Genomic DNA, 15,442 nt, shown 5'->3' on the forward strand with positions numbered 1-15,442 from the left:
AAAATAAATTAAAAGCAACAGCACATATAAATAGTGATCTTAATTCAAATTAATAATAGGGCTATTTGTATCTAGGAATAAAAAGTAACTGCTCGTTGTAAATAATTAAATATGGATTTTAATTAAGAGGTGTTCGATGAATAGTACACTGTTTCTCACTGGTTTTGGCGTATATGTCTTATTTTTAATCTGGCTTGGCTGGTTTGTTTCTCGTAACCAAAAGTCAGGAGAAGATTTCCTATTGGGTGGTCGTGGTCTGCCACTGTTTCTTGTTTTAGGTACCACAGTAGCAACCATGGTTGGCACGGGCTCTAGTATGGGCGCGGTTGGCTTTGGTTACGCAAATGGCTGGGCTGGAGCGCTTTATGGCATTGGCGGTGCCATAGGTATCTTGCTACTTGCTCTCTGGTTTGCCCCAGTCCGTAAACTCAACTTTATGACAATGAGTGAAGAACTCGCTTACTACGTGGGTGCAAACCGCATCGTTAAGAACGTGGTTGGTCTGCTTATCTTTATCGCGTCAATTGGGTGGCTCGGTGCACATATTCTTGGTGGTGGGATGTACCTCGCTTGGATTGCAGACATCGAACTTAGCACGGCGAAAATGATCATTGCAGCGGCATTTACCATCTACGTTGTTATCGGTGGCTACACGGCTGTTGTGTGGACCGATACGATTCAAGCTATCATTCTCTTTGTTGGCTTCATTCTAATGGCGGTACTGTCAGTGCAGCACATTGGTGGCTTAGATAACTTATACGCCGCGATGGATCCCGCAGCGACAAGCTTCCTAGCGATTGAAAAACTCGGTCTTCTGCCTGCAATTTCTCTTGCGGTTGTGATTGGTGTCGGTGTACTTGCAACACCATCATTTCGTCAGCGTATCTACTCGGGTAAAGATGTTTCTACGATTCGCCGCTCGTTTGTTGGCTCGGGTATTTTGTATCTGTTCTTCTCTATCATTCCTGCGATCATCGGTATGGCCGCCCATGCCATTGACCCAACGCTAACTAACCCGAACTTCTCGTTCCCGTACATTGCGGCAACCGTCTTGCCTGTGGGTGTTGGCTTAATTGTTCTTATCGCGGGCCTTTCGGCAACCATGTCGAGTGCAAGCTCAGATGCGATTGCCGGTGTCTCTATCTTATTGCGTGACGTGTATGTGATGTTCACAGGCCGCGTGCCAAATAAAGAGTCTATGCTGAATTACTCTCGTCTTGCTCTTGTGGTGGTGATTGGCTGTGCTTTGTTGTTCGCTCTTACCTCAAACGACATCATTAGCTACATCACTAAAATGATTTCAACGGTTATGTCAGGCATGTTTGTCTGCGGTATGCTGGGTCGCTTCTGGAAACGCTACAACTGGCAAGGTGCGCTGGCGACACTGGCAGGGGCGTCTATCGCGTCAATTACCGTCATGATGAGCGCAGACCTAACCGCATTCTGGGGCAACCCAGTGATTCCTTCATGCCTGTTCGCATTAACTGCGGGTATCGTGGTGAGCTTAGTGACGCCTGCGAACCAAGTAAGCCCAGAAATGGCACGTGCAATTCTTGATGATGAGCGAGCGCTGATGGAAATGGAACTGTCCGACAAAGGCCAACTAGACGAAGACGTTTCACTGCAAAATCGTCAAGCAGTGAAGAGCGCTTCTTAAACATCCATCATACTAAATTGGGTGGTTCAGCAATGGGCCACCACACTAAATAGGTGAGCCCAAATGACACATCCAATTCATATCGCGTTCTTCGGTGAATGTATGATTGAACTTAGCGGCCTTCCTCTTAAAAAGGGTTTTGGTGGCGATACACTAAACACCGCACTTTACCTTTCTCGTCTGACTCAGCGTACCCCTATTTCAGTGAGTTACGCCACTGGGCTAGGTAAAGATGCGCTATCACAGCAGCTCATCGAAGCTTGGCAGCAAGAAGGGATTAATACCTCGTTGGTGGAGCAATACAGCGACAAACTACCTGGGCTTTACATGGTGGAAACGGACCCTCAAGGTGAGCGCAGCTTTATGTATTGGCGAGACAGCGCCGCGGTTAAAAGTTACTTCCTTAACGCAGAGCTCAGCAAGCTTGAACAGGCAATGAAGCAAGGCCGCGTTGATGCGGTTTATTTAAGTGGTATTAGCTTGGCGATTCTTTCTGATGCGTGCAAAACGCGGCTTATTGATGCGTTAAGCGATTTTTCGCATGCGGGTGGACAGGTGATGTTTGATAACAACTTCCGACCTCAACTGTGGACAAGCGAACAAGCCAAACATTGGTATGGTCAGCTTCTTCCGTTAGTCGATATTGCTTTAATCACAGAAGATGATGATCATTTGGTGTGGGGAGCGGACGAAAGTGTCGAGCAGCGCAGTGTACGTTTAGGCTGCAAAGAAACGGTGATCAAGCGCGGCTGTGAGCCATGCAAAGTGATTTGGCAGCAAGGTGGCGAAACACATCATGCTTATGTCAGCGCAGAGCAGGTCGCCAATGTGGTTGATACTTGTGCGGCGGGCGATTCGTTTGCCGCAGGCTATTTAGCGGCAAGACTTAATGGACAAAGTGCAGAAGCTGCGGCGGCGTTAGGCCATCAGCTAGCGTCAACTGTGATTCAATTTTCAGGTGCGATCATCCCGAAATCGGAAATGGCCCACCTCACTCTTTCTTAACAATTTCTGGGTAATAAATATGAACAACGAAATGATCAACAAACTAAAACAATTCAAAGTTATCCCTGTTATTCAAATCAACAAAGTGGAGCATGCGGTACCTTTGGCAAAAGTCTTAGTGGAAAACGGCTTGCCAGTCGCGGAGGTGACCTTTCGCACAGAAGCTGCAGGTGACGCGATTAAAGCGATGAGCGAAGCCTACCCAGAAATGTGTGTGGGCGCTGGTACGGTTCTTAACGCTACGCAAGTGGATCTCGCCAAAGCCGCAGGTTCGGAGTTCGTGGTTGCTCCCGGATTAAATCCAAACACGGTCCGTTACTGCCAAGAAGTGGGCATGCCAATTGTTCCGGGCATCAACAACCCAAGCCAAGTTGAGCAAGCGTTGGAGCTTGGGCTTAACTTCCTAAAATTCTTCCCAGCGGAAGCGTCTGGTGGGGTCGCTATGGTGAAATCACTGCTTGCACCGTATGTGGATGTGAGCTTGATGCCAACAGGCGGCATCAGTAAAGGCAACGTCAATGATTACCTAGCGATTGAGCGCGTTGTTTGTTGCGGCGGCACGTGGATGGTAGCGCCAAGCTTGATTGAAAACGAGCTGTGGGATGAGATCGCAAAGTTAGTCCGCGAAGCGGTCGAGCATGTGGCGTAGCTCAAAACAACAGCCTTTAATACAGGACAAAGACAATGAAAAAAGCGACGTTAGCTCTAATCGTTTCGGGCTTAATGACAGGACCTGCAGCAATGGCAATGGCACCCAATACCGACTTAAACCTTATGCCTTACCCACAAGAAGTGGAGCTGGGCTCGGGCTCTGTAAGCATCGACAAAACGTTTAGCATTTTCATCAAAGGTTACGATTCTGAGCGCGTTCAGTTTAACGCTAAGCGCACCATGGAACGTTTATACCGTCAGACTGGCCTGCCAATGCTCCACTGGCAGGCGGAGTCTGAAAAAGACGCCACCTTAGTGATCGACATTCGCAAAGGACCAAAAGATGCTGTGCAAAATATTGATAGCGATGAGTCATACCAACTTGAGGTAAAAGATGGTCAAATTCGCCTCTCATCTGAACGTCCGTATGGTGCACTCCACGGCCTTGAAACCTTCCTCCAGCTTGTGACCACCGATTCGAACGGCTATTCGGTTCCAGTGGTGTCAATTGACGATGAACCTCGCTTTAAATGGCGCGGCGTCTCTTACGATACTTCTCGTCACTTCATTGAGCTCGACGTGATTCTGCGTCAGTTGGATGCCATGGCATCGGCGAAAATGAACGTGTTCCATTGGCACATTTGGGACGATCAAGGCATCCGCATTCAGCTCGACAACTACACCAAGCTTTGGTCTGAAACCGCTGACGGTGACTACTACACCAAAGATGAAATCCGCTACGTCGTAAATTACGCACGCAACCTTGGTATTCGTGTCATTCCAGAAATTTCACTGCCAGGTCACGCGTCGGCGGTTGCACACGCTTACCCTGAACTCATGTCTGGCATGGGCGAGCAGTCTTACCCACAGCAACGTGGTTGGGGTGTGTTTGAGCCGTTAATGGACCCGACTAATCCAGAGCTTTACACCATGCTTGCGAGCGTGTTTGATGAGGTAGTCGAGCTGTTCCCAGATGAGTATTTCCACATTGGCGGTGATGAGCCAAATTACAAACAGTGGAAAGAGAACCCGAAGATCCAACAATTCATTGCGGACAACAATTTAGATGGTGAACGCGGCTTGCAATCTTACCTCAACACTAGAGTTGAAAAGATGCTCGAAGAGCGTGGCAAGAAGATGTCGGGCTGGGATGAAATTTGGCACAAAGACTTACCCAAATCGATCGTTATCCAAAGCTGGCGCGGGCATGACAGCATTGGCCGTGCAGCCAAAGAGGGTTACCAAGGCGTACTGTCTACCGGTTACTACTTAGACCAACCGCAGCCAACTAGCTACCATTACCGCAACGACCCAATGCCAAAAGGCATCACGGTGGATGACACGCTACACAGTGGTGAAAAATTCGAAACTTACGATTGGGTGAAGCCACGTAACAAGGGCGGCCCGCGTAAAGGTAATCTCACCATTATCGAAGCAAAAGATGGTACTTTCCGCGCATTTACCGACTATAACGGCAAATCTCGTGAAGAAGTGCATATTCTAGAGTACGTACCTGGGGTTAAATTCCGTGGTCATTTCGATAACTTCATGTCCTACACAGAATTCAACTATCAATTTGCAGGCGGCAAGCTGAAAGAGGGCAGCTACCAGATCATTGGTAATGTTCGCTGGCCAGCAACGGGTGAACTGGTCGCAAGCAGCGCAACCAAAGGCAGTGTCATTCCAGAGCCTAATGGCGGCTATCCAGCAGAGTTAAAAGGTAAGGAGAAAGATCTAATCTTAGGTGGTGAAATTACCATTTGGGGTGAGAATCTAGATTCAATGACCATCGAGCAGCGTCTATGGCCGCGCAGCTATGCGATTGCTGAGCGTTTATGGTCAAGCCAAGAGCTAACAGACGAGCGCAGCATGTACCAGCGCATGAGCGTGATGGACACATGGTCTGAAATCTCTTTAGGTCTGCGCCATCACGCCGACGCGACTATGATGCTCAAACGTCTGGCTAATGGTGCTGATGTGACACCACTACAAACGTTGGCCAAGTACATCGAGCCTGCTCAGTACTACGCACGTCACTGGGAAAAGTGGATTTCAACGCCAAATAAAGGCGATCTTTACAACCAGTATGAACGTCTAAACCGCTTTGCGGATGTCTTGCCAGTAGAGAGCTTAGCTGTGTATGAGATGAACGATCTTGTTGAGGCGTTCGCAAATGGCGATAAAGCCGCACTAGACAAACTCGCGATGCATTACTAAGTCGTGTCGCTGGCGGCACAGCAAGCGAAACCCATCTTCGCCAACAACGTAGCCTCGGTTGATACCGTGAAAGTAACAGATGCGACGGTTGAAGTTGCAGAGCTGGCAAATACCCTGGTTGAGATTGCCAAACAAGGCAACGCCGTTCGCAAGGCGGATGCAGCGGAATACCAAGGTGTGATTAATGATAACGCCATCATCCTTGATGAAACGATTGTCGCCATCGTTAAACCAACTGAGCGTTTGCTTCACATTTTGACCAAGTAGTGGTGAAACCATTTGCCGCTAGCCTGCGCTGGCGGCATTGTGCTGGATAACATTCTTATTGGAATCATGATGATGCAAGCAAGTAACCACGTACTTTTTTATGTAGGAACCTATACCGACTCACCCAGTGAAAGCCAAGGGATCGGAATGGTCAGTCTGAACCAAAACAGCGGTGAACTTATCCGCTTAGAGGACATTTATCCGCTGCGAAATCCCTCTTATCTAACCCAAACTAAGCACGCCTTGTATAGTTTTTCCGAAGTGGCTCAACAAGATGGAGCCCAGCTCGTATGTCTGCAAGAAAAAGCCGCCTATTCAGTGCCGATTGAAGGTGATTATCCTTGTCATGTGGATGTGTCAGTCGATGGGCAGTATCTCGCAGTGGCGAACTATGGCTCAGGCAATGTGAGTATTTACTCTCTAGATAGCCAAGGTATCGCCAACACTTTAGTGGCTAACTTGTTTGAAGATGGGCAAGGCCCCAATAAAGACCGCCAGCTTTCACCTCACGCGCATCAAGCCGTGTTTCTAAAGCATCAACCCACACTGACGACCGTCGATTTAGGCAGCGATGCCGTCCGTTTTTATACCATTGAGCAAGGTGAGTTTTCACTCGCTCAGACGGTCGCGTTTCCGCCGGGATCAGGGCCACGTCATTTGGTGTTCAATCACGCTGAAGAGACGGCGTATGTCGTGTGTGAGCTAAGTGAAACCTTGGTGGTATTAACGCAGAATGAAAGTGGTTGGAAGATTGAACAACAATTACCGCTATTGCCCGATAGTGAGGTAGGGCAAGCTGCGTCAGCAATAAAACTCTCTGCCGATGAGCGTTTTGTTTATGTCTCTTGTCGTCACCAAAATCAGATCAGCTGTTTTGATGTCTCTGGTGAAAAAGCCAAGTGGTTGTTCAGCTCAGAGTGCGGGGGAGCTTTCCCTCGAGATTTTGCCCTTTCATCATGTGGAGAGTGGTTGGTGGTGGCCAATCAGCACTCCCATAACCTAGTCAGTTACCAACGAAACCCAAATGACGGCACTTTAGTTCCAACAGGCTATGAGTGCCAAATCGACAGCCCTGTCTGTTTAGTCGAACAACATCAGTAACGCCTGTTTAGGCTGACGGCTCTGTCAGCCTAACAATATTGGGTAGCTCCGCGTGAAATGCCCCTTCGGCACCCATAAAGCCAAAGGTATAGGGTGTCACTTTTAGCCCTTTTCTTGCTCGTATATCTTGGCTTTCTCGAAGTAAGTTAAACATCCAGTCTTCTAGCTTTTTGTTTATCTCTTGGAACTCTTGGTGAGTTAACTCTGCTTTTAAGCTAATTAAAAACGCTTGGTCATCGTCTACGGGAATATTGATGACCCGCTTTTGTAATCCTGAAAGCACCTTCGCGCTGAAAAACTCTGGGTATTTAGCGCCTTGCTCAAAAGCGGTGTGGCCGGGAACGAGTAGTTTACATTGATTGAAAGGCCCAAGAGCGACTAAGCCTGCTTGCTCTAACTTTCGTAAATAAAGGTGAATGGACGCGGCGTCGAGTTGATAACGCTCGGCAATTTCATCGACAGTCTTGTTCTCTGCCAGTTCACTCCAAAAGGTAAACAGCGCTGGGCAAGCGTAAAAAGCGGCATCTTGCTCTGGCGTAAAAAGAGGAATGGCATGTAAGTTTTTTTCCGCTTGTTCAAGCAGTTTCGAGAGAGGAAATTCAAGCCACTGACTGATCGCGATCAAGCGCTGCATCGACATGGGTTGAGCATTGTTCAGTAGCCGTTTGACACTGACTTCCGAGATGTCTAATTCAGCGGCTAAATCTTGATACGACGCGCCTCGACTCTTTAGTTTCTGCTTCACCAAATTACATACTTCTTGAGCGAGCTGCTGATCCATATTGGCTCCTAATCTGCCATTCGATACCTTGGGTATCATAATAGTGATCTTTTGGTATTTTGATTGAGATTAAAGGTCGTTATGAGATTCTTTTCTCACTATTTCGCTCAGGAAAGCGCCATGTCTCAACAACAACTGATTCGATGCTATGCCACCCAGCAAGCATTTCACTGGTTTATTACTGGGATGCTCATTCCGGTTTTAATATTGATATTTCAATCTCGTGAGCTGAGTTTGACTGACATCGGTTTGGTGATGGCGGTATGGATTGGCACCACCACTTTGTTGGAGATTCCCCTAGGCAGTGCCGCAGACCGATTTGGCCGACGTAAAACCTATTTGCTTTCTTTGTTGCTGAGTATGTTGGGGGTCTTGGCCCTATTGTTTGCATCAACCATGACCTCGGTGCTCGCCAGCGCGATATTGCTTGGTGCGGCTCGGGCGGTCTATTCCGGTACGTTAGATGCGTGGTTTTATGATGCTTATCAGCTGTCACCCGGGCCGCTTTCTTATCACGATGCGCTAGCGAGAATAAACCTTATGGTCACAGTTGGGTTGGCGCTAGGTTCGTTGGTCGGGGGCGGGTTGCCTGATGTTGCCTTGCATCATCAGTGGTTCGAGTCAAAATATGACCTTAATTTACTCCTTATTGTTGCGGCAACAGGTGTCCTTTTCATGGTGACCTTAACGCTTATTCCGAGCGAAGCACCTCCCTTGACTCAACAGAAACCCTCGCAGCAAAATTCACTGCTTTCTACCTGCGTGCAGGCGTTAAACGAGGCATTTCGCCATGATGTATTAAAGCGAGTGATGCAAACGACCTTGGTGTTTGGCGTGGTATTGAGTAGTGTCGAAAACCTCTGGCAGTCATATCTTGCCAATATTATGGGCGATGATAAGGCCAGCACCTTGATTTATGGGGTTATCTCGGCACTCTACTTTTTAATGGCGGCAGCGGCTTCTTGGTGCTCCGTTAAGGGATTACGTTGGTTTTGTGGCTCCCATCGAATGTTGCTTCTTGCCAGCCGTTTATCTGCTGGAATGGTGTTGCTGTTGATGGCTACAACAGTGCAAGTTGCGAGCTTTTCTCTTGCTTATCTGGTGTTTTTCTTTCTTTTTACCTTGGGTGAAAACTCGCAAATGGTACTCGTCAATGACAATACTAAGGCCGAGTTTCGTTCGACTATGCTCTCGATCAGTTCCTTTGTTGTCACCTGCGGTGGAATGATCGCGTCGTTAGGGTTTGGCTATTTATCGGATCACTTTGGCATTTCAGCCAGTTGGAGTGTTGCGGCGTTGCTGCTGGTGGTATCGTCTTTTGGCTTTATACGAATTCCAGCACAAATGTCTCGAACTAACGGCGTGGTGGAATCGGGTCGATAGGTTTGGTTCACGGCTTTATCATTGAAACGTCATAAACTTTTTACAATTATCTGTTTGAGTTATAGGCGAAAAGTTTTGCTGTGTTGTATGCCACTCGATGCGTCACCATGTCAAAACCAGAACAATAAATCATAACTCGTTTCCTCAAGGAGAAACAACAGATGAAGCAGATCCTAACCAGTGGTATTGCGCTCTTGCTTGGTATGAGCTCAATGGCGATGGCGGCGAATGAACCTGCACAAGTAGGTCCGCGTCCTTTGTACTTGGTCAGTGACATGGAAGATGGTCCTCTGAAATCAAAACTAGAAAGTTGCAGTACAGGTCCTTTTTATCGCAGCGATTTTTCGATTGGTCACCGCGGCGCGGCAATGCAGTTTCCAGAGCATACTAAAGAGTCTTACCTGGCAGCGATTGCAATGGGAGCGGGGGTTCTGGAGTGTGATGTGACCTTTACCAAGGATAAACAATTGGTTTGTCGTCACTCACAAAGTGATCTGCACACAACAACGGATGTGCTTGCGCACCCTGAACTGGCGAAGAAGTGTTCTGTTCCGTTCAAACCTGCCAATCCAGAAACTGGCGAAGATGCCCAAGTAGAGTGTCGTACGTCAGACTTTACCCTCGCGGAGTTCAAGACTCTCAAGGGTAAAATGGATGGCGCGAACCCGAAAGCCACTACGATTGAAGAGTACATGAATGGCACTCCGGGCTGGCGCACCGACTTGTATTCGCAAACGGGGACTTTGATGACGCATGCGGAAAGCGCGGCGTTGTTTAAAAAGCATGGTGTAAAAGTCACACCTGAGCTGAAATCAGCGGCGGTAGAAATGCCATATCAAGGCTTTAGCCAGCAAGATTATGCTCAAAAGTTGATTGATGAACTCAAAGCAGCCGGCTTCTCTGCAAAAGAGGCTTACGTGCAGTCATTCAATCTTGATGACGTGAAGTACTGGATTAACAACGAGCCTGAGTTTGGTCAGCAAGCGGTCTATCTTGATGATCGCGTCTATAGCCTAAAAGACTTCACGGCGACGCTGGAAAACATGAAAGCGCTCTCTGATCAAGGCGTCAACATTATTGCGCCTCCTCTTTATGCACTGATTGATTTAGATGAGAAAAACAGCATTGTTGCCTCTGAGTATGCCAAGCTGGCAAAACAAGCGGATTTGGACATCATCGCGTGGACGCTAGAGCGCTCAGGGCCACTTGCGCAAGGTGGTGGTTGGTACTATCAAAGTGTTACCGAGCAGATCAAGCAAGATGGCGACATGATGAAAGTGTTGGATGTGTTGGCGAAAGATGTCGGCGTACTGGGGGTTTTCAGTGATTGGCCTTCAACAGTCACTTACTACGCTAACTGTATGGACATCTAACCACGGCCATAGATGAGAAAAGCCCGAACCATGTGTTCGGGTTTTTTGGTTTAGAGCTGAGATGAACCAATTTGTTGGTTTAGTTTGTCAGCCTTACTTAAAGGTATTTCTCTATCGGCAGTAATTGCAGGAAGTAAGATTGGAATCGAGGCCATTTTCCCGTGTCTGGCTCGCGATTTAGGCGTCGTTCTCCCGATTGCCAATACACATCACCTTCTTGCAAGTGCAACGACCAGCTGTGCGTTTCATCCATCGCATCACCAATCGTTTCTGCCAGTTCTTTGGCAACCGCTGGGCTGTCGATGACTAGGATCGACTCGCTGTTTAAGTAGGTAGAGCGAAGATTGAAATTGAACGAACCAATCACAGCAACCTGCTTGTCGAAGACGGCGGATTTTGAATGAAGACCGTAGCTCGCCTCTGGCGAACACTTGCGGTTATCTTTGGTTGATGCGAAACAAAGCGAGCTATCGGGTTGGAGCTCAAAAAGCTGCACGCCATGTTGCAACATATCTTCTCGGCGACCAGCATAAGCGGAATGGTTGGTGACCAGATCGTTTGATGCCATCGAGTTGGTTAACGCCTTAACATCAACGCCACGCTCGTTGAGTGTTTGCCAATTGTCCAGTTGGCGGTCGTCAAACACCAAGTAAGCCGATTCAAGGAGCACTTCCTTATGGGATTGTTCGGCAAGCTGGCTTAGGTATTTCGCTGTCCTTTTGGGCTCTGAGGTGTTGCTTTCATCGCTCGGTACAGGTCTGTCGGCAATGTAATGGGCTTGTACTGGGGTCATAGAGCCAGTGAGCTCGGCTAACAACTGCTTCGCTGCCATTGGCTCTGAGGGCAGCGGAGGGTACGCGAGATACTTAGGAACGGTCACCGATTTGAGTACAGAAAGGCTGACGTCTTGATCTTCACCAAGTAAATCAACTGGGTAAGACCAACGACTATCCCAATATTGGTTGAAGCTTGTTTGAACCTCTTCAACCACATCACCCATCACCAGTGCGTCTCGATCGCGAAAGTTGATGTCATTGGATAAATCGAAGTACTCGTCACCAATATTGCGACCGCCGACTACAGAGAACGCGCCATCAACGGTGAAGGATTTGTTGTGCATACGGCGGTTTAAGCGTGAAAAGTCTCCCAATACATTGAGCCATTTCGCCACACCGCGGCGGGTTGGGATTGGGTTAAAAACGCGTATTTCAACGTTGGGATGGGCGTTGAGCTCGATCAAAAGCGACTCACGCTCATTGAGGTTAATGTCATCGAGCATGACACGCACGTTCACGCCACGGTCAGCGGCAGCCAGTAAACGGCTGGCAAGGTACGCGCCTGAAACATCGGAGTTCCAGATGTAGTATTGAATGTCTATGGTGCGCTCTGCCGTTTCAACTAACGCCAATCGCTGAGCAAGGGCATCCCACCCTGATTCTTGCAACAAAACCGCGCTCGAAACCTCGGGCCGATCTTTCCAATACTGGTCATTGAGCCTTGATAACTGGGTGTCGGATGGTAATGGGGCCGTGGACGGAGTGTGGACGATGTCATCGGGAAGCGTGCCACAGCCAGCTAAAAGGCTGATAATAAAAAGTTGAGAAGCTAAGCGCCTAAGCTTAATCATGAATGCGCGTCCTTGGGGATAGTTAGAGCAATCGCGTGAGTCTTGACTCCAGTATAACAAAAACCGAATAGGCGTAGGTTTGGCGCTGTTGAGGAAAATGAATGGCTATGCAATCAGGTTGTTATTTTGCTAGGCAATAGTACGTGCTTCATTGATTAAAATCACATCAGCGGTCAAGTAAATCCAGTACTATCGGCGCAAAATAATAGTCATTATCAAATGAAAGCAATGAGTCCCATGAAGCAATCTGCACTCGATTTACAAACCATAGTCGATGCTCTGTCGAAAGTAGAAAGAGCAAACAATGTCGATTTATGTCCGTTGAAAACGTCTATTTCCAACATGCCAGTGGATACACTAAAGACCTTTGGTCGTATTGGTCATCAGGATTCCATTGACGCACGTTTCAAGATTTTGAGCGAAGGCTTTCCTAATCTGAGCCACCAAGTCAACTACTTGCTCGAAGCCTCTGTGCTTCTTTAGGGCCTCACTCTCAGTTGAATTACGTCGCCACTCTAGTGCAATTGCTAGAGTGGTGTTTAGTGCGCGCTATTTACTTTAGAGCGTTAACTTGGGTTGAATGAAATCAATGAACGCTGAAATCCTTCTCGCCACATTGGAGGACTTATAGTACACCGCATTGACTAACTCGCGGCCGGTGCGGCTGATCTTTTCGTGTTCAAGCACTGGTATCAACCGACCTTCCTCAATGTCGCTATTCACCATAAAACCTGACAAACAAGCAATGCCATTGCCTGCCAGAGCAAGTTGTCGCACCGCCTCACCATTGCTTGATGTGAGTGTTGGCTGCAAACTTTGGAACCCTTTTAACGGCCATTGATTGAGTGCTTTTGGTCCACTGAACCCGATTGTGGCATGGTGGATTAAATCAGCGGTCGTGTGTGGCTGTCCCCGTTTTGCTAAGTAGTGAGGAGAAGCCACTAAATGGAGTTGACTGCGTCCGAGCGGTCTTGCGTGCAGAGTGGAGTCGCTCAACTGGCCGATTCGAATCGCGACATCGGTTTTCTTTTCAAGCAGATCAACAAATCCTTCGTTGGATGAGAGTTCAAGTTCGATGTCGGGATATTGCGCTTGGAAATCACCAATTAAAGGCACCAATTGGTGAAGAACAAATGGACTGGCGGCATCAACGCGCAATCGACCTTTGGGAAGTTCACCGCGTGATATCAGCTCCTCTTCTGCACGTTGGATCTGGGTTAATCCTAGGCGGATTGAGTCGATAAACTGCCGTCCTTCATCGGTTAACTCGATTCGGCGCGTAGTTCGATTGAGGATCGATACCCCAAGTTGTTTCTCTACTTTGCCAACGGCGCGTGAGACGCGAGCCACTTGAATATCAAGCGTGTCTGCCGCCGCAGAAAACCCACCGCTGTCCACCACGGCTAACAATATTTCAAGATCATCTGAGCGGGTAAGCATACGGTTTCCTCTAGGTCAACTGATGAATGGGTTATTACCTTCATTTATAGCAAAAATCATTTGCTAAAACTGCTGATTTTTACAATGAAATAGAGAGGCATAATGCCGCTATTCCCAGTCATCGCCGATTTCAGGTGAGGCTATTAACGTGATAGTGAGTATTTATCATGCCTTTAGCTCTTTTTGCATTGACGCTTAGCGCCTTTGCCATTGGTACCACGGAATTTGTCATTGTTGGGTTGATCCCGACGATGGCCAGCGACCTTGGTGTTTCTTTGCCTTCTGCTGGTCTACTGGTTAGCTTGTATGCGCTTGGTGTTGCCATTGGTGCGCCAGTGTTGACTGCACTAACCGGAAAGTGGAACCGAAAGTATGTTCTGTTGGCTGTCATGGCCTTGTTCGTATTAGGAAACGTGTTAGCGTGGCAAGCCCCTGGTTACAACACCCTTATTGTTGCGCGCATTCTTACTGGACTGGCACACGGTGTGTTTTTCTCTATCGGTTCGACCATTGCGACTGGATTGGTGGATAAAGATAAAGCCGCGAGTGCCATTGCCATTATGTTTACCGGACTCACAGTGGCATTGGTGACAGGTGTGCCACTGGGTACATACATTGGTCAAACATTTGGTTGGCAAGCGACATTTCTGATCGTCGCGATTCTTGGAGTGATCGCGTGGATCGGTAGCGCCTGGCTAGTGCCTAGTAACTTAAAGCAGCCTCCGGCCACTAAGTTGTCAGCGCAGCTTAAAGTGTTGACTCAGCCAAGGTTACTACTGGTGTATGCCATTACGGCGCTTGGCTATGGCGGTACGTTTACCGCGTTTACGTTCCTCGCTCCCATCTTAGAGCAGCAAAGTGGTTTCAGCTCTCAGTCTATTGGTTTGATTATGCTGGTTTATGGCGTCTCGGTTGCCGTGGGCAATATTTGGGGCGGAAAAATGGCCGACAATTTTGGCCCGATCAAAGCGCTGACAATTATTTTTTCGGGCCTTGCGATTGTGCTATTGGTCTTTAATGTTGCGGCGTTCAATCCGATTACTGCTGTGGTGACCATTTTGGTTTGGGGCGCATTTGCATTTGGTAATGTGCCGGGGTTACAGGTGTACGTGGTTAAACTCGCAGAGCAATATACGCCCGATGCCGTTGATGTCGCGTCAGGGCTAAATATTGCGGCGTTTAATGTAGGTATCGCGCTTGGTTCATGGGGCGGTGGACAGATTGTGTCTAACGCTGGGTTAATGCATACCCCTTGGGTTGGGGCTTTGATCGTGGTGTTAGCACTGTTGTTGACGCGTTGGAGTGGTCGTTTAGATAGGCGTCAACCTGTTGAATCTACAAGTGAAGGCGTGGTGGCTTCTTGATTCCGTTGCGGAATATGGGTCACGAGGGCAATTGCTACTAATAAAATTATCATTTACAAACTAAACTTAAGTTGTGCTTAAGTAGTTTGGAGGTAAGCATGGATGTTCTGATTCAATTCGATGAGAAGGGGATGTACCAAAACAACCCTTGGGATATACCGGTGCCTTATCAGAAAGGGGAAGTACACTTAGTTAGCCCGCTCTCTGCTATGGTATTGATAGAGCAAGCTCAGGCGCACTCTACCTCAATGATGAAGACCGACGCATGACGCTCTTAGAAAAGTAACGTGCGATGTTTACTTAATTGCAGGCGAGCGAGAAGGGGGCGTTAACCAGTGAGGTGTCGCCCTGCTTTTTTATGCCGCTCAACCGTGAATAACGAGACTCTGTTAAAAGGGTTACTTTGGTAAAGTGTCTACAAAGCTATCGTCATCATCTGGCTGCGGGGATGGGTGTTGCTTTTGCCAGTCAGGGTTGTTGTGTATCGCTTCAATCAGCTCTCTATCAAGCCGCGCAAAATACAAATCTTCCTCTGCCTTGCCACGCAGTCTGAGTTTTTCCGTAAAGTCCATATTA

General features: G+C 48.0%; 13 protein-coding genes and 1 pseudogene. 10 read left to right on the forward strand and 4 right to left on the reverse strand.

The genetic code is table 11. From position 1 onward, the window contains the following. Positions 1–136: 136 nt before the first annotated feature. The 5 genes and pseudogenes from ACUALS_RS14535 (at position 137) to ACUALS_RS14555 (ending at position 6,898) form a co-directional block, all read left to right on the forward strand. Positions 137–1,657: a sodium:solute symporter family protein gene (locus tag ACUALS_RS14535; protein WP_039475417.1), complete on the forward strand. Its 1,521-nt coding sequence runs from the start codon at positions 137–139 to the stop codon at positions 1,655–1,657. 63 nt (positions 1,658–1,720) lie between these two features. Then, positions 1,721–2,662: a sugar kinase gene (locus ACUALS_RS14540; protein WP_454449678.1), complete on the forward strand. Its 942-nt coding sequence runs from the start codon at positions 1,721–1,723 to the stop codon at positions 2,660–2,662. A 19-nt stretch (positions 2,663–2,681) separates the two neighbouring features. Further along, a complete protein-coding gene (locus ACUALS_RS14545; protein ID WP_454449679.1) occupies positions 2,682–3,311 on the forward strand; it encodes a bifunctional 4-hydroxy-2-oxoglutarate aldolase/2-dehydro-3-deoxy-phosphogluconate aldolase in 630 nt (209 codons plus the stop codon). A 35-nt stretch (positions 3,312–3,346) separates the two neighbouring features. Next, positions 3,347–5,797, forward strand: a pseudogene (locus ACUALS_RS14550) (beta-N-acetylhexosaminidase). Between the two features lie 72 nt (positions 5,798–5,869). After that, positions 5,870–6,898, forward strand: a complete 1,029-nt coding sequence (locus ACUALS_RS14555) for a lactonase family protein (RefSeq protein ID WP_454450025.1) — start codon at positions 5,870–5,872, stop codon at positions 6,896–6,898. A gap of 7 nt (positions 6,899–6,905) precedes the next feature. Here the strand turns inward: ACUALS_RS14555 and ACUALS_RS14560 are convergent, their stop codons facing one another. Next, entirely contained in the window at positions 6,906–7,679 is a 774-nt protein-coding gene (locus ACUALS_RS14560; protein WP_454449680.1) for a helix-turn-helix domain-containing protein, read from the reverse strand. Between the two features lie 120 nt (positions 7,680–7,799). On the opposite strand from ACUALS_RS14560, the gene ACUALS_RS14565 reads away from it, so the two are divergent. Together ACUALS_RS14565 and ACUALS_RS14570 are read left to right on the forward strand one after the other, a co-directional pair. Next, positions 7,800–9,062: an MFS transporter gene (locus tag ACUALS_RS14565; RefSeq protein ID WP_454449681.1), complete on the forward strand. Its 1,263-nt coding sequence runs from the start codon at positions 7,800–7,802 to the stop codon at positions 9,060–9,062. 161 nt (positions 9,063–9,223) lie between these two features. Further along, on the forward strand, positions 9,224–10,435 hold the full coding sequence (locus tag ACUALS_RS14570; protein WP_334474435.1) for a glycerophosphodiester phosphodiesterase family protein: 1,212 nt from the start codon (positions 9,224–9,226) through the stop codon (positions 10,433–10,435). Positions 10,436–10,532: 97 nt separating this feature from the next. On the opposite strand, the gene ACUALS_RS14575 is transcribed toward ACUALS_RS14570, so the two are convergent. After that, positions 10,533–12,062, reverse strand: a complete 1,530-nt coding sequence (locus tag ACUALS_RS14575) for a phospholipase D family protein (RefSeq protein WP_454449682.1) — start codon at positions 12,060–12,062, stop codon at positions 10,533–10,535. Positions 12,063–12,299: 237 nt separating this feature from the next. On the opposite strand from ACUALS_RS14575, the gene ACUALS_RS14580 reads away from it, so the two are divergent. Next, a complete protein-coding gene (locus tag ACUALS_RS14580) occupies positions 12,300–12,545 on the forward strand; it encodes a hypothetical protein (RefSeq protein WP_005469318.1) in 246 nt (81 codons plus the stop codon). A gap of 75 nt (positions 12,546–12,620) precedes the next feature. Here ACUALS_RS14580 and ACUALS_RS14585 read toward each other — a convergent pair whose 3' ends face one another. Beyond that, entirely contained in the window at positions 12,621–13,502 is an 882-nt protein-coding gene (locus tag ACUALS_RS14585; RefSeq protein WP_038135505.1) for a LysR family transcriptional regulator, read from the reverse strand. Positions 13,503–13,669: 167 nt separating this feature from the next. On the opposite strand from ACUALS_RS14585, the gene ACUALS_RS14590 reads away from it, so the two are divergent. Further along, positions 13,670–14,866, forward strand: a complete 1,197-nt coding sequence (locus ACUALS_RS14590; protein WP_454449683.1) for an MFS transporter — start codon at positions 13,670–13,672, stop codon at positions 14,864–14,866. 98 nt (positions 14,867–14,964) lie between these two features. Next, positions 14,965–15,135, forward strand: a complete 171-nt coding sequence (locus tag ACUALS_RS14595) for a hypothetical protein (protein ID WP_454449684.1) — start codon at positions 14,965–14,967, stop codon at positions 15,133–15,135. Positions 15,136–15,264: 129 nt separating this feature from the next. Here the strand turns inward: ACUALS_RS14595 and ACUALS_RS14600 are convergent, their stop codons facing one another. After that, on the reverse strand, positions 15,265–15,438 hold the full coding sequence (locus ACUALS_RS14600) for a hypothetical protein (protein WP_454449685.1): 174 nt from the start codon (positions 15,436–15,438) through the stop codon (positions 15,265–15,267). Positions 15,439–15,442 lie beyond the last annotated feature (4 nt).

It is taken from the genome of Vibrio sp. NH-7 (genome assembly GCF_053643215.1).